Below are 21,637 nucleotides of genomic sequence, written 5' to 3' on the forward strand. Positions count from 1 at the left end.
ATGTCGGAAATCACCGAAACCGAGCGCAACGATGTGCGCGAGGATGGTCGTCGCCCTCCCCGCGCGGTCGTCGGGTCACATCGTGTCGAAGAGGAGATCTTCGGCAAGGTCTTCGACAGCAAGATCATCCGCCGCATCTGGGCCTTCGTCAGCCCCTATCGCCGGCAAATCTATATCTCCGTCGCGGCTGTTCTGCTCTTTACCGGCTCCCAGATCGTCATACCGCTTGTCATTCGCCATGCAATCGACAGTGCGATGGCACCAGGCGCCATCGACTATTCCGCGCTGTGGCTGTCTCTCGGGATTTTTACGGCGGCAATCCTCGTCAATTACGGGGCGAGCTATGTGCAGGAGACCTATGTCGGCGAGGTGGCCGAAGAGGTTTTGTTCGACATACGCCGGGCGATGTTTGCCCATCTGCAGCGCGTCTCGCTATCCTTCATGGACAAGACCGAGGTCGGACGCCTGATGTCGCGCCTGCAGGGCGACGTCAACTCCATGCAGGAATTCCTAGAAACTTCCGTGCTTTCCGTCGGCGACATCGCCCTGCTTTTCGGCATCGTCATCGTCATGCTGTCGCTCGATTTCCGGCTCGGCCTGCTGACGCTTTCCGTCATGCCGATCCTGTTTGTCGTCCGGCTGTTCTGGCTGCCGAAGGCGCGTGTCGCCTTCATGAACGCCCATGAGACCAATTCCGTCACCAATGGTGCGCTGGCGGAAGCGATCCATGGCGTGCGGGCGGTCCAGGGCATGCATCGGCAGGCGGTCAATTTCGCTCTTTTCGACGACAAGGCGCATACAAACCTGCAATCGCATCTGACGGCGGCGCGCTATGCCCAGGTCATGGTGCCGATCGTCGATACGCTGACCGGCATGGCGATGGCGATCGTCATCATCGTCGGCGGTTCGATGGTGCTGAACCACAAGCTCGATGTCGGCATCATGGTCGCCTTCCTGTTTTATATTCAGCGATTCTTCGACCCGATTCGCTCGCTGACGATGCAGTATTCCGTGATGCAGCGCGCCATGGCCTCCGGCCAGCGGCTGACCGAGGTGCTCGACGTTCCGGTCGACATCAAGGACGCACCCGACGCCAAGGAACTTTCGCCCGATATGGACGGCTCGGTCGAGTTCCGCGACGTCGTCTTTGGCTACAATCCCAAACATCCGGTGCTGAAGAATGTCAGCTTCAGGGTCAATCCGGGAGAGACCGTGGCGCTGATCGGGCCGACGGGCTCCGGCAAGTCCAGCTCGATGGCGCTCATCCATCGTTTCTACGATGTGCAGCAGGGTCAGGTTCTGGTCGGCGGTCATGACGTGCGGTCCCTCACCCAAGATTCGCTCGGACGTCAGATCGCTATGGTGCTGCAGGAGCCGTTCCTCTTCACCGGCACGGTGCTGGAGAACATCCGCTACAACAAAACGGAAGCGACGCGCGAAGAGGTCATCGAAGCCGCCAAGGCTGTCGGCGCGCATGAATTCATCATGCGGCTGCCCGATGGCTACGACCACGTTCTCGGTCAGCGCGGCGGCGGTCTGTCGCTCGGTCAACGCCAGCTCGTCAGCTTCGCCCGCGCCCTTGTCGCCGATGCCAAGATCCTCGTGCTCGACGAAGCCACGGCGAATATCGATAGCTATACCGAGATGCTGATCCAGAAGGCGTTGGTGAAGCTGCTCGAGGGTCGCACGGGCCTTGTCATCGCCCACCGTCTGGCAACCATCCGTGAGGCCGACCGCATCCTCGTGCTGCAGAACGGCCAGCTCCTAGAAAGCGGCAACCACAATCAGCTGATGGCCAACCGCAAGCTCTACTCGAAGCTCTACAACCTCAATTATGCGTCCTTCGACGACATTCCGGAGGAAGAGGTTTCCGCTGCGGTGCCTGCGGAGTCGCGGACTTAGGGCTTGGCTTGCAAAGCCAGGCCCCAAGGATCTCTGGGCTCTCGACGCACTTTGGACCAATCGAGTGGTGGCGATTTCATCCCATCCGCTCAACCCATTGCGCCCGCGATGGTCCCGGCGCAAACGGAGCACCGAAATATTGGGTCTCACGGCTCACTCTGCCGTCCCGGAATTCCATGATGCTCACCGAATAGGACGGGCTGTCGTCATAGGTGAGGACGAACTCCGTAATCCAGAGGTTCCCCGCCCCAACGATGCGCCGCACGGTGAAGCGCTTGGAATTAGGTTGAGCGATGCGCGAGGCCTGAATGTTGCTCCGCCCCCTGATGCGTTCGCCCGATTGCGGGTACTCGAGCACGGCATCTTCCTCGTATATGTCGTGCTCGACATCGAAATCATTTGCGTCCGAGGCGGCCCAGTGCCGATCGAGCGCTTTTCGAATCTCATTCTCATCCATCTTTGCTGTCCCAGATTGCTGCTCAGCAGATCGATAGGTTTCGTGACGTCAATTCGAATTGAAGAATCACGCCGCCTTATTGGGACGGCTATCAAAATCCATCATTGATCCTATATCACTTTTCATCGGACGTTGCGCGTTGCCTTTCGGCCATGAGGGTGCGCACCACTTGAGCCTGCTTCATTTCGAAGTCCACAGTGGAGGAGATAGTCAACGATGACCGACAATATTCTGGTTCTCTACGGTTCCTACCGATCGGATCGCGTCGGAATCCGCCTCGCGAATTATCTCGTAGCCAGCCTTCGTCAGCGCGGAGACAATGCGGAACTGATCGATGCGAAAGACGTGGGACTGCCGATGCTCGACCGCATGTACAAGGAGTACTCCAAAGGTTCCGCTCCGTCGGAAATGGAAAGGCTTGCCGCGAAAATTCGCGGAGCCGATGCCTTTGTTTTCGTTACAGGTGAATACAATTGGGGCATGCAGCCCGGTCTGAAAAACATGACCGATCATTACCTCGAGGAATGGTTTTGGCGGCCGGCGGCAATTGCCAGCTATTCTGGCGGCCGCCTTTCCGGCGCACATGCGGCGACCGCATGGCATGGCACCCTCTCCGAGATGGGAATGATCGTCATCTCCAGCACGCTTGCCGTCGCCAATATCTCGGCGACATTGGATGCCGACAACAAGCCCATTGGCAGCGGAGGCGATGCCCTTGCGAGAGCTTTTCCCCGCTTTGCCGACGATCTCGCCTGGTGGACCGAGGCAGCGAAACAGCAGCGCGCCCGCAAGGCGCCTCCATACTGAAAACCCGGCACACAAGAGCAGCGGCCGCCGGGCATCTCGTCTTGGCGCCGATTCTCTGCTTCACGGGTGCCTTTGCGATGAACAACTAGCTCACATAGATGAGCTGCTCGGCTCCGAACCGATGCAATCGCGCCGCTTCTCTCATCCCCACTCGTTCCAGCAGCCGGCGGGATGCGGCGTTGGCGGACTGGGTTTCCGCTATCAGTCTATCCAGCTGCAACTCCTTCAAGGCATAATCAAGGACGCGCCTTGCCGCTTCCGTTGCATAGCCAAAACCCCAGGCGCCGGGATGAAATTGATACGACAATTCGCGGTCCTGACCGTCCCTATGATATGAAATGGAAATCAAACCAAGGCGTTGTCGCGAATTCTTGGCTTCCACCAGCCACACTATTTCCCCGTCCGCGGATGCGAGACAGCCTGCCATCACCGCCTCGCGTTGAGCGATCGGAACAGGTCCGCCGAGAAAGCGGCGCACCTCTTCGTGGGCAATCAACTCTCCGACGAAAGCGCTGTCGGTAGACTGAAGCGCTCGCAGGTGTAACCGCTCGGTATCCAGATTACGGTTCTCCATCATACCGCCAATCTATCGAGAGCGAGGGTGCATGTCAGCCGGGTAACATCATGATAGTAACTTGCATAATGATAGTTACTCATGTTATCTGCCTCACCCATGCAAAGAACCAGCTTCAGCACCTTCAAATGCCCCGCCGCCCGCGCGCTCGAAAGCGTTGGTGACTGGTGGAGCATTCTGATCCTGCGTGACGCGCTTCAGGGGTTGAGCCGGTTCGACGAATTCCAGAAGAACCTCGGCGTTGCGCCGAATATCCTCACACGGCGTCTCAAGCATTTGACCGATGAAGGCTTGTTCGAGCGCCGCCTCTACAATGAGCGGCCCCCGCGCTACGAATATGTGCTGACCAGCAAGGGGCGGGATTTCTTTCCCGTGCTGATGGCGCTGTTTACCTGGGGCAATCAGCATCTGCCGGCCGAAGAAGTCGCGATGCGCCTTGTCGACGCCAATACCGGCGAGGACCGCGACCCGCTTCTCATCGACCGCGTCACCGGCCGTGCCTTTCAGCCCGAAGACACGATTCTCGTGCCGGGGCCGGCGGCCGACAACACCGTTCATGAACGCATTGCCCAGATGAAAGCATGGTTTTTGGGCTTCGACGCCTGACCGAATAGGAGCAAGACATGGATCGTATCGTCGTCACCGGGATGGGACTGGTTTCTCCCTTGGGCGTGGGTGTTACGGCAAGCTGGAAGCGACTGGTCGAGGGGCGCTCAGGCCTCAGACTGCTTCCCGACGAGATGGTGGGCGATCTCGCTGCCAAGGTTGGCGGCGTTGTCTCCGATATCACGGAGGATGCCGAGGCCGGCTTCGATGTCGACCGATACGTGCCGGTCAAGGACCAGAAGAAGATGGATCGCTTCATTCTCCTTGCGATGGCGGCCGCTGAGGAAGCGATCCTGCAGTCCGGCTGGCAGCCGGCTGATGTTGGCGCACTGGAGCGGACGGCAACGATCATCGCCTCGGGCGTCGGTGGCTTTCCTGCCATTGCCGATGCCGTGCGAACCGCCGAAACACGCGGCGTCAGGCGGCTGTCGCCCTTCACCATCCCCTCCTTCCTCGTCAATCTCGCGGCCGGACAGGTCAGCATCCGCTACGGGTACAAGGGGCCGCTCGGGGCGCCGGTCACGGCCTGCGCCGCCAGCGTCCAGGCGATTGGCGATGCGGCGCGGCTGATCCGCGCCGGCGAGGCCGATGTCGCCATCTGCGGCGGCGCCGAAGCCTGCATCGATACGGTGAGCCTTGGCGGCTTTGCCGCAGCACGCGCGCTCTCCACGGGCTTCAGCAATAGACCGGAAGAAGCCTCCCGTCCCTTCGACAGCGCCCGCGACGGCTTCGTCATGGGCGAAGGCGCCGGCATGCTTGTCATCGAGACCTTGGAGCATGCGCTTGCCCGCGGTGCGACGCCGCTTGCCGAGCTTGTCGGTTATGGCACCGCCGCCGATGCCTATCACATGACCGCCGGACCGGACGACGGCGACGGCGCGCGCCGGGCCATGCTTGCCGCCCTCTCCCAGGCTCGGATTTCACCGGCTGAGGTCAAGCACCTGAATGCGCACGCGACATCGACCCAGGTCGGCGACCGCGGCGAGATGGAAGCCGTTAAGACGGTCTTCGGGCGCGATGGCGCGATCGCCGTCAGCGGCACGAAATCCGCGACCGGCCATCTTCTGGGTGCTGCAGGCGGTATGGAAGCGATTTTTACCATCATGGCACTGCGCGACCAGATCGCGCCGCCGACCCGCAATCTGCAGGATGCGGACCCCGCTGCAGAGGGGATCGACATCGTCGGCACCGCTGCACGCCCGATGGCGATGGAATATGCGATCTCCAACGGCTTTGGTTTCGGCGGCGTCAACGCCAGCGCCCTCTTCCGCCGCTGGCAGTAATCGCTTCTGCCTGACATCAAAGCGCGCTATGCTTCCCCAAATGGCTGGGGTTCGACATGCGCGCTTTTTTCATAGCCGCCTTTCTCTGCTGCATTTCCTTCACAACGGCCGCCTTTGCGGAAGATCCGGTGCAGACGGCACAGAATCTCATTGAACAACAGATCCAGGCTTTTCTGCACGATGATGCGGCGACCGCCTATTCCTTCGCAGCGCCCGGCATCAAGGCACTTTTCCCGGACAAGGACAGCTTCTTCGCCATGGTGAAGAAGAGCTACCAGCCGGTCTATCATCCCGGCAATTACGCCTTCGGAAAAAGCCGTGCGATCGATAATGGTGCCGTCGTCTATCAGGAGGTGCTGATTACGGGCACCGACGACAAGGACTGGACGGCGATCTACCAGATCACCCGGCAGCCCGACGGCAGCTACAAGATCAATGGTGTGCAGATCCTCTCCAAGGCGACGAGTGAGGGCATCTAATTTAGGAAATAGCGCCGCCCAAATGCAAACAGCGCGCCTCCCAGAGAGACGCGCTGTTTCAAAGCTTGGCAGGTGCTTTAGCCGCGAATTCTAACGGAATTTCCGACGACGCTATTGCCATCGAATTCCGGGCGCGGCTGGGGAATGACAACCGTCGATGCTGGCATCGGCGTATTCGTGTAGATAGTCTCGCCGTTCGAAAGCGGTCCCGAAATCGCCATGTCCGTCGGTGACGGCGTCGGGATCGGAACGGCGGCGGGGATGAGAACGGCGCTCTGCGGCATCGTCACCACCGGATTGGAGACGGGCGTAAAGGCTGCGACGGCCGAAGTCGTCGGCGCTGGCTGGGTTTCCGGCAGGACGAACGGAGATTGCTGCGCGCCCTGCGTGGACACATAGTTCATCGCAACTTCATAGGCCGGAAGCGGCGCAGCTGTCTGCAGCTCACCATCCCGGCCGCGCTTCTCGTAAAATGCGTTACCGCCAGCATAGGCGACGTAATGCATATTGTCGTAGGGGAACCGCAGGCCTTCGGTATGGAAGAACATCGCATCCTTAACCTGGGGATGCCGCTCGCCGCGCAGGATGGCAGAGGCAGCGACCTCAAGATCGGGCTTCGCCTGATCCTTGACTTCCTTGGTCATCACGCCGGGCGCGAACTGCTTTTCCTGGGAGACCACGCCGCAGATCGTGGGCGGATAGGCACCGGAGGTCAGTCTGTTCATCACGACAGTTCCAACGGCCATGTAACCGCCGGGGTCGGAACGCTGAGATTCGAAATACATCGCGCGTTCGAGACAGTCCTTGTCCTTCGCGGTGTAATTATAGGTAACTTTCGCACCACGGATGGGCTTCGTGGTATTGTGCGGGGTCGGTGCGGTCTTCTGCGTCGTCGTGCAGCTGGTAGCGGCCAGGCCGACAACCAATAGCCCCGAAAAACATGCCCCGAATTTGCGTTGCGCCCTCAACGGCAAGTGCCTCCTATTTTCGGTAGTACAGCCCTTATCGACAAGAGAAAGCGTTTTAGCCGGATTTTTTCCAAATTCCAAGCGGCCACGCGATCAAATCAGCCAATGACGTTTTTCAATGGCGGATGGACCGTTTATTCCGATTCGCTATTTTTCCCAATGCTTTATTGTTTCAAAGCCATATCGCAAGCACGGCTGGAGCACCCGACAAACCTTTACGCCTGCGCTCCAATCGGCCTGCAACAATGTTTGTTAAGGTTAGCAATCAATTGATAATAAATGATTGACCGAATAGGCGAGCTCCATGCGCCAGCCCACCTCGATGAGGATTCGGCCGGGTGCGAAACAATAGAACGACCACCCGCCGCGTCTTGCGGCGGGCGGCTGCCAAATTTCGCAGCCTGCCGATTTTGCCCGCTCAAACAGCGCGTCGACCGCCTCCCGAGAAGGCTGCATGAAACCGATGTGATAGGTATTGAGGCCGACCGATACGGCATCGCCGCCACCGAACTTCTCCACCGGCCGACTGATGACCAGTTCAAGCCCGGCATCGTCGCGCAGGATCGCAAGACCGTTCGCGCCGCGCGTCCCGACCTCGGTCAGGCCGAACGCGGAAACAAGAACATCTCGCGTGGCGGCAACATCGGGAACGTGTAGATCCAGGTGATTCAATCTCATGACAGCTCCACAGGGTTTCCCGCGGAGGTATGCCGGTCGACGTGGCACACGCTAACGCGGGATACTCGGCCACGATGGCCAAGTTCCGCGTCGCGGGCTCTCGCGCCAATGGCGTGGAGCAGAGCTTCCCAGTGGAAGGGGTCGGGCCTACCGAAACCGACCCTGCCTTTTTCGACAGATGTCAACTAACGCAAAATCTCGGGGGCAGCAAGAGCAGTCCCGGCACCCCGATAGTCGCCGAATTACACCGGCTCGAGATCGCCCCTCGCCCAATTCTCCGTCGTTTCCGCCATGAAGTCGGCAAAACGGCCTTCGGCAATCGCCTGGCGGATGCCCTGCATCAGCTCCTGGTAATAGGCGAGATTGTGCCAGGAGAGCAGCATGCCGCCGAGCGCTTCGTTGGCGCGGACGAGGTGGTGCAGATAGGCGCGCGAATAATCGCGCGAGGCCGGGCAATTGGACTGCTCGTCGAGCGGACGCATGTCTTCAGCATGACGGGCGTTGCGGATGTTTACCTTGCCGCGACGCGTGAAGGCCAGACCGTGACGGCCGGAGCGGGTCGGCATCACGCAATCGAACATGTCGATGCCGCGCGCGACCGATTTCAGGATATCGTCGGGCGTGCCGACACCCATCAAGTAACGAGGCTTCTCGGTCGGCAGCTCGGGAAGCGTAATATCGAGCATTCGAAGCATGACTTCCTGCGGCTCGCCGACGGCGAGACCGCCGACTGCATAACCCTTCAGGCCCATGCTGCTGAGCGCTTGCGCCGAGCGAACGCGAAGTTCCGGAACATCGCCGCCCTGGACGATGCCGAACATCGCCTTGCCGGGCTGGTCGCCGAAGGCCACCTTGCAGCGCTCCGCCCAGCGCAGAGACATTTCCATGGCGCGCTCGATGTCCTTCGGCGTTGCCGGCAGTGCAACGCATTCGTCGAGCTGCATCTGGATATCGGAACCCAGCAATCCTTGAATCTCGATCGAGCGCTCCGGCGACATGTGATGCAGGCTGCCGTCGACATGCGATTTGAAGGTGACGCCCTGCTCGTCCAGCTTACGCAGACCGGACAGCGACATCACCTGGAAGCCGCCGGAATCGGTGAGGATCGGATGCGGCCAGCGGATCAACTGGTGCAGGCCGCCGAGACGCGCGACGCGCTCGGCCGTCGGGCGCAGCATCAGATGATAGGTATTGCCGAGAATAATATCGGCGCCCGTCTCGCGCACCTGGTCGAGATACATGGCCTTGACGGTGCCGACCGTGCCGACGGGCATGAACGCCGGCGTGCGGATCGCGCCGCGCGGCATGGAGACTTCGCCGAGGCGCGCGCCGCCATCGGTCTTCTTCAATTGAAACTGAAAGCTCTCGGTCATTTCGTTCTAGTCTTTCTGGTGGAGCAGGCTGCCATCGCCATAGGAATAAAAGCGATAGCCCGTCTCGATAGCATGGGTATAGGCCGCGCGCATCGTATCGAGGCCGGCAAAGGCCGATACGAGCATGAACAGGGTCGAGCGCGGCAGGTGGAAATTGGTCATCAGCATGTCGACGGCCTTGAAGCGATAGCCGGGCGTGATGAAAATGCCCGTGGCGCCTTGCCATGGCTGGATCGTACCGTCATCTGCCGCAGCACTTTCAATCAGTCGCAGAGAGGTGGTGCCGACACAGACAATGCGCCCGCCCCTTGCCTTGACGGCATTGAGCCTTTCAGCGGTGGCGGCATCGACATAGCCGATCTCGAAATGCATCTTGTGGTCGTCGGTATCGTCGGCCTTGACCGGCAGGAAGGTGCCGGCGCCGACATGCAGCGTCACGAAATGCCGCTCGACGCCGAGGGTATCGAGAGCAGCAAATAGGGACGGCGTGAAATGCAGGCCGGCGGTGGGTGCCGCGACGGCACCCTCTTCGCGCGCATAGATCGTCTGGTAATCGGCGCGGTCGCGATCGTCTTCCGGGCGCTTCGCCGCGATATAGGGCGGCAGCGGAATATGCCCGACGCTGGCAATCGCCTCGTCGAGAGCGGGACCGGAGAGATCGAACTTCAACGTGATCTCGCCGCCCTCGCCCTTTTCTTCAACCGTGGCATCCAGCGCGCCAAGTGCGCAGACATTCTCGCCGTGACCGAACTGGATGCGATCGCCGATCTTGATGCGCTTCCCGGGCTTGGCAAAGGCCTTCCAGCGATCGGGTGCGACGCGCATGTGCAGGGTCGCCGAAACCTGTTGGCCGGGCGCACCCTCGCGATGGCGAATGCCCTCCAGCTGCGCCGGGATGACCTTGGTATCGTTGAAGACCACGGCGTCGCCGGGACGCAGAAAGGATGGGAGATCCCGCACCTGATGATCGCTCAGCGTATTCGAGCCATTGTTCGGGTCGACGACGAGCAGACGGGCGCTGTCGCGCGGCTCGGCGGGTCTGAGCGCTATCAGCTCATCCGGCAGATCGAAGTCGAAAAGGTCAACACGCATTCATTTGGTCCAGGCAGTTCATTCAGGCAAAGCGAAACCCGCCCCTCACGCCAACGGCGCAAGAGGCGGGTTTCAGGAGTAATCACGATCAGACGTCGGCGGCAACCCGCGCGGATACGATCGAATCCGGCTCCTTCACCGGCTCGCCGCGCTTGATCTGGTCGACGAAATCCATGCCGGAGATAACCTGGCCCCAGACGGAGTACTGCTTGTTCAGCCAGGGAGCGTCCGCGAAGCAGATGAAGAACTGCGAGTTGGCCGAGTTCGGGTTCTGCGAACGGGCCATCGAGCAGGTGCCGCGAATATGCGAGGTCGCGGAGAATTCGGCCTTCAGGTCAGGCTTGGAGGAGCCGCCCATGCCGGCACGGCCGGGGTTGAAGGTTTCGCTGCCCTGCTTGCCGAACTGCACGTCGCCGGTCTGAGCCATGAAGCCGTCAATGACGCGGTGGAAGACGACGCCGTCATAGGCCTTTTCGCGCGCCAGTTCCTTGATGCGGGCGACATGCTCGGGAGCGACCTGCGGCAGAAGCTGAATGACAACCTGGCCCTTGGTGGTTTCCAGGATGAGGGTGTTTTCTGGGTCCTTGATCTCAGCCATGTTCGTTTCCTTGTTCTCTCTGTTGGGTTCTGCACGGTCCCGAACGACTTGACGTCTTCAGGTTCATGCAACTTGCCTCGGCACGATCCCTTCCCGAAGGCATAGGCACCTTCGGGGATCGCGCCCGTAAAATCACTTCTTGGTGACAGTGACCTTGATCATCTTGTCAGGGTTGCTCACTTCGCCGTTCTGGCCTTCGCCGCGCTTGATTTTGTCGACGAGCTCCATGCCCGAAATGACCTTGCCGACGACCGTGTACTGGCCATTCAGGAAATCACCATTGGCGAACATGATGAAGAACTGCGAGTTGGCGGAGTTCGGGTCCTGCGCACGCGCCATGCCGACAGTGCCGCGCTGGAATGGAACCTTGGAAAATTCCGCCGGAATGTTCGGCAGGTCGGAACCGCCGGTGCCGGCCTTGTTTGCATCATAGCCCTTCGTCGTATTGCCGTACTGGACGTCACCAGTCTGAGCCATGAAGCCATCGATGACTCGATGGAAGACGACGTTGTCGTAGGCACCCTTCTTCGCCAGCGCCTCGATCTGGGCGACGTGCTTCGGAGCAACTTCCGGCATCAGCTGGATGACCACCGGGCCGTCCTTGAGCTGGATGGTCAGAAGATCCGCGGCCGCGGCCGAGAACGCGCTGCCGGCGAAGGCGGCAAGGCTCAGGAATCCTGCCAATGCAATATGAAAGAGTTTCATGGATACTCCGTTCGGGATTGGATTTAGGCTCAGCTGTTGCCGCTGGCCATATTTTTGAGTTTGCCGGTCAGGGCTTGCAGAACCGCTGACGGAACGAAGGCGCTGACATCGCCGCCCATGGATGCGATCTGCCGCACCAATGTGGCGGTTATGGGCCGCGAGGCCGTGCCGGCTGGCAGAAACAGCGTCTGGATATCCGGCGCCATCTGCCTGTTCATGCCGGCCATCTGCATTTCATAATCGAGATCCGTGCCATCCCGCAGGCCGCGCACGAGCAGGCTCGCGCCATGGGTGCGGGCGGCGTCGACGACGAGATTGTCAAAGGCGACGACCGAAATATCGCCCGCCTTTTGCGGCAGGGCCTCGCCGAGCGATCGGCGGATCAGTTCGGCCCGCTCCTCGAAAGAGAAAAGCGGCTTCTTGCCGGGATGGATGCCGATGCCAACGATCACCTTCGAGGCGACGTTCAACGCCTGCACAAGAACATCCAGATGTCCGTTGGTCATCGGGTCGAAGGACCCAGGATAGAAGGCTGTCGTCATAGCAAGCCGGCTCGTTGTTTCGACGCCTTTTGTCACGGATGACGCCGCATCGCAAGTGATTTGCAACCCAGGGACCGCCTCTGAACCGTAGATGAACACGCCATTCAAGCCTGTTTCAGCTCGGCAATGCTTTACTGGCATCAACATCGAAACGGGCCTGGTTCAACGGCTCGCCGGTTACGGCTTCAGGGAAATCTCGCCATGCTCGTCTTCATCATCGCCGGCGCCATCATCGGTTCATTTTTCGTCGAATACCTCGTTCATCTTTTCGCAGACAACTACGAGCTCGAATGGGAAACGGCCTCGGAAAGAGGCGAGAACGTCGATTTTGCCCAAGAAATCGTCACTGCCATGCGCAAAACGCATCGCGAATCTGAACGCCAGATGAACAAGGCATTCAAGATGGCTTCAGACGCGCATTGCTAGATAGCCCTCAATATCGGCGGAACCATTTGGGAAACGCCGCGTTAACAGTTCGAAACTCAGATTGCACATTGCGGCAAGAAGGAAGAAGAGTATGCCCGACAAGATCACCCTTATTAACTTTGTTTGGATGGCCATGATTTCGGGAATGCTCGCAGCAACTGTTGCGCTTTACGATCAGAAACCAGACCAGTCGAAGATCTATGGTCCCTTTGCTTCGGCTCGTCCCTTCGTTGCCTCGAGCCAGTACTAAGGGATCTGAACGCTAGTCCCACCAAAGGAGGGAGCGATCATGTTCACAATTTTGACGCTGCTTACGCTTTTCATCAGCATCATGTTTATCGTGTCAGTCGCATCCACCATTTCGGCGCTCCACCGCGAAAGCGAAGAGAGCAAGAGGCTGCATAAGCGTCACAAGACGCTCTGATCTCCGCGTACCGAGCATCTCCCCCGCCATATGCTCGGATGGACCCTGAACCGGACGCTCTCCCCGCCAGCGTCCGGTTTTTTATTGCCGTAATTTCAAGATGTTGCGCCGATGCGCTGCTTTCGAGACAGCGAACGTAACTCCCGCTATACTCGAGCCAGCTTCGTTCGGGGATCAACATGCGCATTGTTTTGACAGGCAGCTCGGGGCGGCTTGGCCGCGCCATTTTCAATCGATTGGCGGGAGAACATTCGGTCGTCGGGATCGATCGCTCGCCGTTTTCGACGACACATCTTGTCGGCGATCTCGCCGACACCGCGCTTCTGCGCGAGGCGATCGAGGGTGCCGATGCGATTGTCCATTGTGCGGCCCTTCATGCACCTCATGTCGGAACCGTTCCCGACGCCGAATTTCGCCGTATCAATGTCGAGGGAACATATCTGCTAGCCGAGACGGCAATGGCTGCCGGCGTGAAACGGCTGATATTCACCAGCACTACCGCCCTTTATGGCCATACGGTCGTTCCAGGCGGCTGCATATGGGTCGACGAAGATACCGTTCCGCAGCCTAAGAGCATCTATCATCGCACGAAGCTGGAAGCCGAACGGATGCTTGAGAGTATGGCCGGACCGGATCTGCAGGTGCGCGTCTTGCGCATGTCTCGCAGTTTTCCGGAGCCTGCCAATATCGCAGCGACCTACAGATTGCATCGCGGCGTCGACATACGAGACGTAGCCGACGCCCATGCGGCCGGCTTGACCAACGGCGGCGATCACTTTCAACGGCACATCATCTCTGCGGGAACGCTATTCAAACCGGAGGATTGCGAGATGCTGGCGGTCGACGCCGCGTCTGTCATCCAACTGCGCGCGCCCGGCCTCGCTACGAAATTTGCGCAACGAAACTGGCCATTGGCTCAAAGGATCGATCGCGTCTACGCATCGAAATCCGCAAGCTCCGTCCTCGGATGGCATTTCCGCTTTGGCTATGACGAGGTTCTTGCCCAACTGGATCGAGGAAGCCTGGAAGTTTTGCCGCCCTTTTCCACAAGCAACAGGCAGGCGGAATAGAACGACTGGACAATCGGCGGTGAACTCGGAAAGCGAGCTGGCCCAAAAAACAATCGCATGGGCCTGTTGCCAAGCCCATGCGATTGAAATCGTTCCACTTCCGGAGAGTTGGCCGGTCAGCCAAAGGCCTATCCGGCAAGGACAGCGCCCTCTATTCTTCGCTGCCACCCTCGTCGCCTGCATTTCCTGCCTCGCCGGCAGCAGCATCATCCTCGGCTGACGAGGCATCTTCCTCGTCGCTTTCCGGCTCGCTGATGCGCTCGACTGATACGACCTTCTCGTCCTTTGCAGTCGAGAAGATAGTGACGCCCTTGGTCGCACGGCTGGCGACGCGGATGCCCCCGACTGGGACGCGGATCAACTGACCGCCATCCGAGACGAGCATGATCTGGTCGCCGTCTTCGACCGGGAAAGCGGCAACGAGTTCGCCGATCTCGCCCGTCTTCGAGGTGTCGGTGGCGCGGATGCCCTTGCCGCCGCGGCCGGAAATGCGGAAATCGTAAGAGGATGAACGCTTGCCGAAGCCCTTTTCAGAGACCGTCAAGATGAACTGCTCCAACGCCTTGAGCTCTTCGTAACGCTCGTCGCCGAGCTGCCCCTCTTCGGCAACCTCTTCGCCGACCAGCGCGATTTCCTCATCGTCTCCGGTTGCCGAGCGACGCTCGCTGACGGAACGCTTGAGATAGGCCGCGCGCTCCCAGGGTTCCGCATCCACATGCCGGACGATCGTCATCGAAATAATGCTATCGCCGGGTGCGAGGGTGATGCCGCGCACGCCGATAGAGTTGCGGCCGGCAAAGACGCGCACATCCGAGACCGAGAAGCGGATGCACTGGCCAAGCGCGGTCGTCATCAACACATCGTCATGCTCGGTGCAGGTTTCGACGGAGAGGATTTCATCACCCTCCTCCTCGAGCTTCATGGCGATCTTGCCGTTGCGGTTCACCTGAACGAAATCCGACAGCTTGTTACGGCGCACGGTTCCGCGCGTCGTTGTGAACATCACGTCGAGATTGTCCCAGCTATCCTCGTCCTCTGGCAGTGGCATGATCGTGGTGATGCGTTCGCCGGGCTCCAGCGGCAGCATATTGATCAGCGCCTTGCCGCGTGAAGTCGGCGTGCCGATCGGCAGGCGCCAGACCTTTTCCTTGTAGACGATACCGTGCGAGGAAAAGAAGAGAACCGGCGTATGGGTATTGAGAACGAATAGCCGGGTAACAAAGTCTTCGTCACGGGTCGTCATTCCGGAGCGACCCTTGCCGCCGCGGCGCTGCGCGCGATAGGTGGTCAGCGGCACGCGCTTGATGTAGCCAAGGTGCGAAACGGTGACGACCATGTCCTCGCGGGCGATCAGATCCTCATCGTCCATCTCGAGACCGCCATCGACGATCTCGGTACGGCGCGGCGTTCCGAATTCATCGCGAACCGCAGCAAGCTCTTGTTTTACAATCGTTTGGATACGTGCGCGCGAAGACAGAATATCAAGATAGTCCTTGATCTCCACACCGATCTGGTTGAGTTCTTCGTCGATCTCATCGCGGCCGAGAGCAGTCAGACGCGCCAGACGCAGCTCAAGGATCGCACGCGCCTGCTCTTCCGAGAGGTTGTAGGTGCCGTCCTCATTGATGCGATGGCGAGGGTCATCGATTAGCCGGATAAGCGATTCGACGTCCACGGCGTTCCAACGCCGCGTCATCAGCTCTTCGCGAGCCGATTGCGGGTCCGGTGCCTGGCGAATGACGCGGATGACTTCATCGATATTGGCAACCGCAATAGCCAGGCCGACCAAGACGTGGGCGCGATCACGCGCCTTGCGCAGCAGATACTTCGTGCGGCGGCTGATGACTTCTTCGCGGAATGCGACGAACGCGCGCAGCATGTCCATCAGGTTCATCTGCTCCGGCTTGCCGCCGTTCAGCGCCACCATGTTGCAGCCGAAGGAGGTCTGCAGCGGCGTGTAGCGATAAAGCTGGTTCAGGATGACATCTGCATTGGCGTCGCGCTTCAGCTCGACGACGACGCGATAGCCCTGACGGTCGGATTCGTCGCGCAGATCCGAGATGCCCTCGATGCGCTTCTCGCGCACGAGTTCGGCCATCTTCTCGATCATCGACGCCTTGTTCACCTGATAGGGGATTTCGGTGATGATGATCTGTTCGCGATCGCCGCGCATCGGCTCGATGGTGGCAACGCCGCGCATGACGACGGAACCGCGGCCCGTCTCGTAGGCGGAACGGATGCCGGCGCGACCGAGGATCTTGGCGCCCGTCGGGAAATCCGGACCGGGGATGATCTGCATCATGTCGGGCAGCTCGATCGCTGGATTGTCGATCAGCGCGATACAGCCGTCGATCACTTCCAAGAGATTGTGCGGCGGAATGTTCGTCGCCATGCCGACGGCGATACCGCCGGAGCCGTTGACGAGCAGGTTCGGGAAGCGCGCCGGCAGAACCTTCGGCTCTTCCGTGGTCGCGTCGTAGTTTTCCTGGAAATCGACCGTTTCCTTGTCGATATCCTCAAGAAGCTCGTGGGCGACCTTCGTCAGGCGCGATTCCGTATAACGCATCGCCGCCGGCGGATCGCCGTCGATCGAACCGAAATTGCCCTGCCCGTCGATAAGGGGAACGCGCATCGACCAGTCCTGCGCCATGCGGACCAAGGCGTCATAGATCGAGGCGTCGCCATGCGGGTGGTAGCTACCCATAACGTCGGCGACCGGACGGGCCGACTTCACATATTTGCGGTTCCAGTGATAGCCGCTCTGATGCGCCGCATAGAGGATGCGCCGATGAACAGGCTTCAGACCATCGCGAACGTCGGGAAGCGCGCGGCTGACGATTACGCTCATGGCGTAATCGAGGTACGACCGCTGCATTTCCTCCATGATGGAAATCGGCTCGATGCCTGGCGGGAGCTTCCCGCCGCCGGGTGGTGTTTGCTCAGTCAAAACAGATCACGATCTCTTTTAGAATCACTGCGAAATTTATAGCGGAAAGGCTCCGCGAGCGCCAATTTGGGCCGATGTTTTTGAACAGACTTTTGCCTCTTTAAGCCGTGAAATCGAACATTTCCGTGGCGTAACCCGGCAATAGCGGAGCATTGCTCTTTGCGAAAGCCCATTCCTCGCATAACAATGGCCGGCAACAACGACAAAACAAGCTTCGGGGACTATATGGCGAGCGCGGACACGCTGATCAATGCCTTCACGACTCTGCTTGTGACCGTCGATCCGCCGGGGCTCGCGCCCCTCTTCATCGGGCTCACGGCCGGCATGAACCGCTCCGAACGCAAGCAGGTGGCGTTGCGCGGCTCGATCATCGCCTTCTTCATTCTGGCAGCCTTCGCCCTGTTCGGCGCGAGCGTGCTTGGCGTGCTCGGCATCTCGATCGGCGCCTTCCGCATCGCCGGCGGCCTCCTGCTCTTCTGGATTGCCTTCGAGATGGTGTTTGAGCGGCGCCAGGACAGGAAGGAAAAGACCACCGAGGTCGCCATCACACAGGATCATATCCGCAATATCGCGGTCTTCCCCCTCGCCTTGCCGCTGATCGCCGGCCCCGGCGCGATATCGGCGACGATCCTTCTGGCGGGATCGCTGCAGACGACGCTTGATCGAGCGCAGCTAATCGGCGTCATCGCCGTCAACCTCGCGCTCGTCTTTGCGGCGCTTGCCATTTCCGACAGGCTCGACCGCATGCTCGGCGCGACAGGCCGCGCCATCCTGACGCGGCTGCTTGGGGTCATCCTGGCGGCACTTGCCGCGCAATTCGTCGTGGATGGGGCAAGGGCAGCATTGAAGCTTCCATGAAAAAGCCCGCCAAGTGCGACGGGCCTTCAAATATCAACTGCGTATGCCGATCTCAGAACGGGATGTCATCATCCAGATCGCGCGAGAAATTGCCGCCGCCACCGCCCTGGTTGCCACCACCACGGTTGCCACCGCCGCCACGGGAGGAGCCCTGCGAGGACGATTGGCCGTAGTCGTCACCACCGAAATCGCCGCCGTAGCCGCCACCAAAATCACCGCCGCCGCGACCGCCACGGCTGCCGCCTTCCATGGAGCCGCCGCCGCCTTCGCCACGACCATCGAGCATTGTCAGGGTCGAATTGAAGCCCTGCAGCACGATTTCGGTCGAATACTTGTCCTGGCCGTTCTGATCCTGCCACTTGCGCGTCTGCAGCGCGCCTTCGATATAGACCTTGGCGCCCTTCTTCAAATATTGTTCCGCGACCTTGCAGAGACCTTCGTTGAAAATGACGACACGATGCCATTCGGTCTTTTCCTTGCGCTCGCCGGAATTGCGGTCGCGCCAGGTTTCCGATGTCGCAATATTCAGATTGGCGATCGGCCGGCCGTCCTGCGTGCGACGGATTTCCGGGTCCGCCCCGAGATTTCCAATCAGAATTACCTTGTTCACACTACCAGCCATGATACCACCCTGCTTGCCGCCCATCGACGGCTTTGAAATTCCATCCAAGCACCTTAACCCATAGCGGGCGTCGGGTGCTATTTATGCGACCTTCCGAGCTTCGTTCATCCACAAAGAATTCGCCGCGATAATTTTGTTCTTTATTTGTTCTAATTTATCCCTATGATGATGTCAACGGAATCGAAAACCCGGCTCCACCCATCATTTCAGCCTCGACTCGCGGGCTGACATCACTAAATAAAGGCAGACTCCAAGGGACCTGCATACGACGATGAGCGAACTGAAGACTATTTCCATACGTGGTGCGCGTGAGCACAATCTCAAGGGCATCGATCTCGACCTGCCGCGCAACAAGCTGATCGTCATGACGGGCCTCTCCGGCTCCGGCAAGTCGTCGCTCGCCTTTGATACGATCTATGCCGAGGGCCAGCGCCGCTATGTCGAAAGCCTTTCGGCCTATGCGCGCCAGTTCCTCGAAATGATGCAGAAGCCTGACGTCGACCAGATCGATGGCCTGTCCCCGGCGATTTCGATTGAGCAGAAGACCACGTCGCGCAATCCGCGTTCGACGGTCGGCACGGTCACCGAAATCTACGACTATATGCGTCTGCTGTTTGCCCGCGTCGGCGTGCCCTATTCGCCTGTCACGGGCCTGCCGATCGAGAGCCAGACGGTCAGCCAGATGGTCGACCGCGTGCTCGCTTACGAGGAAGGCACCAGACTCTATATTCTGGCGCCACTCGTTCGCGGCCGTAAGGGCGAATACAAGAAGGAACTGGCGGAGCTCATGAAGAAGGGCTTCCAGCGCGTCAAGGTCGACGGCCAGTTCTACGAGATCGCCGATGTGCCGGCGCTCGACAAGAAATACAAGCACGACATCGACGTGGTGGTCGACCGTATCGTCGTCCGACCCGACATGGCCGCTCGCCTTGCCGACAGCTTCGAAACCTCGCTGCGCCTTGCCGACGGTCTTGCAGTCGCGGAATTCGCCGACAAGCCGCTGCCGCCGGAAGAAACCGCCGCCGGCGGTTCGGCCAATAAGTCGCTGAACGAGACGCATGAGCGCGTGCTGTTCTCGGAGAAATTCGCCTGCCCAGTTTCCGGCTTCACCATTCCGGAAATCGAGCCGCGCCTGTTCTCCTTCAACAATCCCTTCGGCGCCTGCCCGTCTTGCGACGGCCTTGGCTCGCAGCAGAAGATCGATCCGGAGCTGATCGTGCCGGAGCCGGAACGCACGCTGCGCGACGGCGCCATCGCTCCTTGGGCCAAATCGACCTCGCCCTATTACAATCAGACACTGGAAGCACTCGGCAAGCATTACGGCTTCAAGCTCGGCAACCGCTGGAACGAGCTGTCCGACAAGGCCAAGGACGTGATCCTGAACGGCACTGAAGACAAGATCGAATTCCATTATGCCGATGGTGCGCGCTCCTACACCACGCACAAGAATTTCGAAGGCATCGTGCCGAACCTCGAACGCCGCTGGAAAGAAACGGATTCCGCCTGGGCGCGCGAAGAAATCGAGCGTTTCATGTCGGCAGCCCCCTGCCCGGCCTGCAACGGCTATCGCCTGAAACCAGAGGCTTTGGCGGTCAAGATCGACAAGCTGCACATCAGCCAGGTGGCCGAGATGTCGATCCGCGTCGCCCGCGACTGGTTCGATGCACTGCCGGGAACTTTTACCGACAAGCAGAACGAGATTGCCGTCCGTATTCTCAAGGAAATCCGCGATCGCCTGCGCTTCCTCAACGATGTGGGGCTTGAGTATCTCAGCCTTTCGCGCAATTCCGGCACGCTCTCCGGCGGCGAAAGCCAGCGCATCAGGCTGGCGTCGCAGATCGGCTCGGGCCTGACGGGCGTTCTCTACGTCCTCGACGAACCGTCCATCGGCCTGCATCAGCGCGACAATGCCCGTCTTCTGGAGACGCTGAAGCATCTGCGAGACATCGGCAACACCGTGATCGTCGTCGAGCATGACGAGGACGCGATCCTGACGGCCGACGACGTGGTCGATATCGGCCCCGCGGCCGGTGTGCATGGCGGCCAGGTGGTGGCGCATGGCACGCCGCAGGACATCATGGCGAACCCGAAGTCACTGACCGGTAAATATCTTTCCGGCGAACTCGGCGTGCCCGTTCCGGACGAGCGCCGCAAGCCGAAGAAGGGCAAGGAAATCAAGGTCGTCGGCGCACGGGGCAACAACCTCAAGAACGTCACGGCCTCCATCCCTCTCGGCGTCTTCACGGCTGTCACAGGCGTTTCCGGCGGTGGCAAGTCCACCTTCCTGATCGAGACGCTCTACAAATCGGCGGCGCGGCGCGTCATGGGTGCCCGCGAAATTCCAGCCGACCACGACCGCATCGACGGTTTCGAGCATATCGACAAGGTGATCGATATTGATCAGTCGCCGATCGGCCGCACCCCGCGTTCGAACCCGGCGACCTATACCGGCGCCTTCACGCCGATCCGCGACTGGTTTGCCGGATTGCCTGAGGCCAAGGCGCGCGGCTATCAGCCCGGCCGCTTCTCCTTCAACGTCAAGGGCGGCCGCTGCGAGGCGTGCCAGGGCGACGGCGTCATCAAGATCGAGATGCACTTCCTGCCTGACGTCTACGTCACCTGCGACGTCTGTCACGGCAAACGCTACAATCGCGAAACCCTCGATGTCACCTTCAAGACCAAGTCGATCGCCGACGTGCTCGACATGACGGTCGAGGAAGGCGTCGATTTCTTCGCCGCCGTTCCCGCCGTGCGCGACAAGCTGCAGAGCCTGAAGGATGTCGGCCTCGGCTATATCAAGGTCGGGCAGCAGGCCAATACGCTTTCGGGTGGCGAAGCACAGCGCGTCAAGCTAGCCAAGGAACTGTCGAAGCGATCGACGGGCCGCACGCTCTATATTCTCGACGAACCCACAACCGGGCTGCACTTCCATGATGTCGCCAAGCTTCTGGAAATGCTGCACGAGCTGGTCAATCAGGGCAATTCCGTCGTGGTCATCGAGCACAATCTCGAAGTCATCAAGACCGCCGACTGGATTCTCGATTTCGGTCCCGAAGGCGGCGATGGCGGTGGCGAGATCGTCGCCGTCGGCACGCCGGAAGCGGTCGTCAAGGAGAAGCGCTCCTATACGGGGCAATTCCTGAAGGAGTTGCTGGAGCGGCGGCCGATGAAGAAGGTTGCAGCGGCGGAGTAAGGTTTACTCGGACTGACGTCCAAGGAGGAGAGA

At 59.9% G+C, this 21,637-nt stretch carries 22 protein-coding genes; 11 read left to right on the forward strand and 11 right to left on the reverse strand.

Annotated elements, in window-relative coordinates:
- Positions 1 to 1,902, forward strand: coding sequence for an ABC transporter ATP-binding protein (locus tag BJ928_RS25965; protein WP_047633375.1), 1,902 nt, complete (start codon positions 1 to 3; stop codon positions 1,900 to 1,902).
- A gap of 76 nt (positions 1,903 to 1,978) precedes the next feature.
- Here the strand turns inward: BJ928_RS25965 and BJ928_RS25970 are convergent, their stop codons facing one another.
- Complete coding sequence (locus BJ928_RS25970; RefSeq protein ID WP_047633374.1) at positions 1,979 to 2,359, reverse strand: nuclear transport factor 2 family protein; 381 nt, start codon at positions 2,357 to 2,359, stop codon at positions 1,979 to 1,981.
- Between the two features lie 216 nt (positions 2,360 to 2,575).
- On the opposite strand from BJ928_RS25970, the gene BJ928_RS25975 reads away from it, so the two are divergent.
- On the forward strand, positions 2,576 to 3,166 hold the full coding sequence (locus BJ928_RS25975) for an NADPH-dependent FMN reductase (protein WP_047633373.1): 591 nt from the start codon (positions 2,576 to 2,578) through the stop codon (positions 3,164 to 3,166).
- 85 nt (positions 3,167 to 3,251) lie between these two features.
- On the opposite strand, the gene BJ928_RS25980 is transcribed toward BJ928_RS25975, so the two are convergent.
- The gene (locus tag BJ928_RS25980) at positions 3,252 to 3,743 is read right to left on the reverse strand and encodes a GNAT family N-acetyltransferase (RefSeq protein ID WP_052227782.1); all 492 of its coding nucleotides are present in this window, start codon (positions 3,741 to 3,743) and stop codon (positions 3,252 to 3,254) included.
- Positions 3,744 to 3,839: 96 nt separating this feature from the next.
- Here BJ928_RS25980 and BJ928_RS25985 point away from each other — a divergent pair, with 96 nt between their 5' ends.
- Genes BJ928_RS25985 through BJ928_RS25995 form a run of 3 tightly spaced genes read left to right on the forward strand, consistent with a single transcriptional unit; the run spans position 3,840 to position 6,108 of the window.
- Entirely contained in the window at positions 3,840 to 4,346 is a 507-nt protein-coding gene (locus BJ928_RS25985; RefSeq protein ID WP_047633372.1) for a helix-turn-helix domain-containing protein, read from the forward strand.
- A gap of 17 nt (positions 4,347 to 4,363) precedes the next feature.
- Positions 4,364 to 5,629 carry a beta-ketoacyl-ACP synthase II gene (gene fabF / locus BJ928_RS25990; protein WP_047633371.1) on the forward strand — a complete coding sequence of 422 codons (1,266 nt, stop codon included), beginning with the start codon at positions 4,364 to 4,366 and terminating at the stop codon, positions 5,627 to 5,629.
- Between the two features lie 56 nt (positions 5,630 to 5,685).
- A complete protein-coding gene (locus BJ928_RS25995; RefSeq protein ID WP_047633370.1) occupies positions 5,686 to 6,108 on the forward strand; it encodes a DUF4864 domain-containing protein in 423 nt (140 codons plus the stop codon).
- A gap of 77 nt (positions 6,109 to 6,185) precedes the next feature.
- Here BJ928_RS25995 and BJ928_RS26000 read toward each other — a convergent pair whose 3' ends face one another.
- The 7 genes from BJ928_RS26000 to coaD form a co-directional block, all read right to left on the reverse strand.
- Positions 6,186 to 7,076 carry a cell wall hydrolase gene (locus BJ928_RS26000; RefSeq protein WP_047633369.1) on the reverse strand — a complete coding sequence of 297 codons (891 nt, stop codon included), beginning with the start codon at positions 7,074 to 7,076 and terminating at the stop codon, positions 6,186 to 6,188.
- Between the two features lie 258 nt (positions 7,077 to 7,334).
- Positions 7,335 to 7,754 carry a VOC family protein gene (locus BJ928_RS26005; protein ID WP_047633368.1) on the reverse strand — a complete coding sequence of 140 codons (420 nt, stop codon included), beginning with the start codon at positions 7,752 to 7,754 and terminating at the stop codon, positions 7,335 to 7,337.
- A gap of 242 nt (positions 7,755 to 7,996) precedes the next feature.
- Positions 7,997 to 9,127, reverse strand: coding sequence for a tRNA guanosine(34) transglycosylase Tgt (gene tgt / locus BJ928_RS26010; protein WP_047633367.1), 1,131 nt, complete (start codon positions 9,125 to 9,127; stop codon positions 7,997 to 7,999).
- Between the two features lie 6 nt (positions 9,128 to 9,133).
- Complete coding sequence (queA, locus tag BJ928_RS26015; RefSeq protein WP_047633366.1) at positions 9,134 to 10,219, reverse strand: tRNA preQ1(34) S-adenosylmethionine ribosyltransferase-isomerase QueA; 1,086 nt, start codon at positions 10,217 to 10,219, stop codon at positions 9,134 to 9,136.
- Between the two features lie 88 nt (positions 10,220 to 10,307).
- Positions 10,308 to 10,817 carry a peptidylprolyl isomerase gene (locus tag BJ928_RS26020; RefSeq protein WP_047633365.1) on the reverse strand — a complete coding sequence of 170 codons (510 nt, stop codon included), beginning with the start codon at positions 10,815 to 10,817 and terminating at the stop codon, positions 10,308 to 10,310.
- 132 nt (positions 10,818 to 10,949) lie between these two features.
- Positions 10,950 to 11,522, reverse strand: coding sequence for a peptidylprolyl isomerase (locus BJ928_RS26025; RefSeq protein WP_047633364.1), 573 nt, complete (start codon positions 11,520 to 11,522; stop codon positions 10,950 to 10,952).
- 29 nt (positions 11,523 to 11,551) lie between these two features.
- Entirely contained in the window at positions 11,552 to 12,064 is a 513-nt protein-coding gene (gene coaD / locus BJ928_RS26030) for a pantetheine-phosphate adenylyltransferase (protein ID WP_047633475.1), read from the reverse strand.
- Between the two features lie 201 nt (positions 12,065 to 12,265).
- On the opposite strand from coaD, the gene BJ928_RS26035 reads away from it, so the two are divergent.
- The 4 genes from BJ928_RS26035 (at position 12,266) to BJ928_RS26040 (ending at position 13,984) form a co-directional block, all read left to right on the forward strand.
- A complete protein-coding gene (locus BJ928_RS26035) occupies positions 12,266 to 12,490 on the forward strand; it encodes a hypothetical protein (protein ID WP_245432541.1) in 225 nt (74 codons plus the stop codon).
- 91 nt (positions 12,491 to 12,581) lie between these two features.
- Positions 12,582 to 12,740, forward strand: coding sequence for a hypothetical protein (locus BJ928_RS38905; RefSeq protein WP_167078361.1), 159 nt, complete (start codon positions 12,582 to 12,584; stop codon positions 12,738 to 12,740).
- 39 nt (positions 12,741 to 12,779) lie between these two features.
- Entirely contained in the window at positions 12,780 to 12,914 is a 135-nt protein-coding gene (locus BJ928_RS39745; protein WP_281023965.1) for a hypothetical protein, read from the forward strand.
- 179 nt (positions 12,915 to 13,093) lie between these two features.
- Positions 13,094 to 13,984: an NAD(P)-dependent oxidoreductase gene (locus BJ928_RS26040; RefSeq protein ID WP_047633362.1), complete on the forward strand. Its 891-nt coding sequence runs from the start codon at positions 13,094 to 13,096 to the stop codon at positions 13,982 to 13,984.
- Positions 13,985 to 14,135: 151 nt separating this feature from the next.
- Here the strand turns inward: BJ928_RS26040 and gyrA are convergent, their stop codons facing one another.
- On the reverse strand, positions 14,136 to 16,931 hold the full coding sequence (gene gyrA, locus BJ928_RS26045) for a DNA gyrase subunit A (RefSeq protein WP_047633361.1): 2,796 nt from the start codon (positions 16,929 to 16,931) through the stop codon (positions 14,136 to 14,138).
- A gap of 225 nt (positions 16,932 to 17,156) precedes the next feature.
- On the opposite strand from gyrA, the gene BJ928_RS26050 reads away from it, so the two are divergent.
- Positions 17,157 to 17,789 carry a MarC family protein gene (locus BJ928_RS26050; protein ID WP_047633473.1) on the forward strand — a complete coding sequence of 211 codons (633 nt, stop codon included), beginning with the start codon at positions 17,157 to 17,159 and terminating at the stop codon, positions 17,787 to 17,789.
- 52 nt (positions 17,790 to 17,841) lie between these two features.
- On the opposite strand, the gene BJ928_RS26055 is transcribed toward BJ928_RS26050, so the two are convergent.
- Entirely contained in the window at positions 17,842 to 18,411 is a 570-nt protein-coding gene (locus tag BJ928_RS26055; RefSeq protein WP_047633471.1) for a single-stranded DNA-binding protein, read from the reverse strand.
- Positions 18,412 to 18,682: 271 nt separating this feature from the next.
- Here BJ928_RS26055 and uvrA point away from each other — a divergent pair, with 271 nt between their 5' ends.
- Positions 18,683 to 21,604: an excinuclease ABC subunit UvrA gene (gene uvrA, locus BJ928_RS26060; RefSeq protein ID WP_047633360.1), complete on the forward strand. Its 2,922-nt coding sequence runs from the start codon at positions 18,683 to 18,685 to the stop codon at positions 21,602 to 21,604.
- The last annotated feature ends 33 nt before the right edge of the window (positions 21,605 to 21,637 follow it).

Origin of the sequence: Rhizobium sp. WW_1, from assembly GCF_003610155.1 — a bacterium.
In the GTDB taxonomy this organism is placed as follows: Bacteria; Pseudomonadota; Alphaproteobacteria; order Rhizobiales; family Rhizobiaceae; genus Rhizobium; species Rhizobium tropici_A.

Excerpts from the sequence above, each read along its gene's own strand:
- BJ928_RS25985 (WP_047633372.1), top strand. The coding sequence starts at position 3,840 with ATGCAAAGAACCAGCTTCAGCACCTTCAAATGCCCCGCCGCCCGCGCG.
- BJ928_RS38905 (WP_167078361.1), top strand. The coding sequence starts at position 12,582 with ATGCCCGACAAGATCACCCTTATTAACTTTGTTTGGATGGCCATGATT.
- BJ928_RS26040 (WP_047633362.1), top strand. The coding sequence starts at position 13,094 with ATGCGCATTGTTTTGACAGGCAGCTCGGGGCGGCTTGGCCGCGCCATT.
- BJ928_RS25980 (WP_052227782.1), bottom strand. The coding sequence starts at position 3,743 with ATGATGGAGAACCGTAATCTGGATACCGAGCGGTTACACCTGCGAGCG.
- BJ928_RS25970 (WP_047633374.1), bottom strand. The coding sequence starts at position 2,359 with ATGGATGAGAATGAGATTCGAAAAGCGCTCGATCGGCACTGGGCCGCC.
- BJ928_RS26025 (WP_047633364.1), bottom strand. The coding sequence starts at position 11,522 with ATGAAACTCTTTCATATTGCATTGGCAGGATTCCTGAGCCTTGCCGCC.
- tgt (WP_047633367.1), bottom strand. The coding sequence starts at position 9,127 with ATGACCGAGAGCTTTCAGTTTCAATTGAAGAAGACCGATGGCGGCGCG.
- BJ928_RS39745 (WP_281023965.1), top strand. The coding sequence starts at position 12,780 with ATGTTCACAATTTTGACGCTGCTTACGCTTTTCATCAGCATCATGTTT.
- BJ928_RS25995 (WP_047633370.1), top strand. The coding sequence starts at position 5,686 with ATGCGCGCTTTTTTCATAGCCGCCTTTCTCTGCTGCATTTCCTTCACA.
- BJ928_RS25965 (WP_047633375.1), top strand. The coding sequence starts at position 1 with ATGTCGGAAATCACCGAAACCGAGCGCAACGATGTGCGCGAGGATGGT.
- queA (WP_047633366.1), bottom strand. The coding sequence starts at position 10,219 with ATGCGTGTTGACCTTTTCGACTTCGATCTGCCGGATGAGCTGATAGCG.
- BJ928_RS26005 (WP_047633368.1), bottom strand. The coding sequence starts at position 7,754 with ATGAGATTGAATCACCTGGATCTACACGTTCCCGATGTTGCCGCCACG.
- BJ928_RS26055 (WP_047633471.1), bottom strand. The coding sequence starts at position 18,411 with ATGGCTGGTAGTGTGAACAAGGTAATTCTGATTGGAAATCTCGGGGCG.
- fabF (WP_047633371.1), top strand. The coding sequence starts at position 4,364 with ATGGATCGTATCGTCGTCACCGGGATGGGACTGGTTTCTCCCTTGGGC.
- coaD (WP_047633475.1), bottom strand. The coding sequence starts at position 12,064 with ATGACGACAGCCTTCTATCCTGGGTCCTTCGACCCGATGACCAACGGA.
- BJ928_RS25975 (WP_047633373.1), top strand. The coding sequence starts at position 2,576 with ATGACCGACAATATTCTGGTTCTCTACGGTTCCTACCGATCGGATCGC.
- BJ928_RS26050 (WP_047633473.1), top strand. The coding sequence starts at position 17,157 with ATGGCGAGCGCGGACACGCTGATCAATGCCTTCACGACTCTGCTTGTG.
- BJ928_RS26035 (WP_245432541.1), top strand. The coding sequence starts at position 12,266 with ATGCTCGTCTTCATCATCGCCGGCGCCATCATCGGTTCATTTTTCGTC.
- uvrA (WP_047633360.1), top strand. The coding sequence starts at position 18,683 with ATGAGCGAACTGAAGACTATTTCCATACGTGGTGCGCGTGAGCACAAT.
- BJ928_RS26020 (WP_047633365.1), bottom strand. The coding sequence starts at position 10,817 with ATGGCTGAGATCAAGGACCCAGAAAACACCCTCATCCTGGAAACCACC.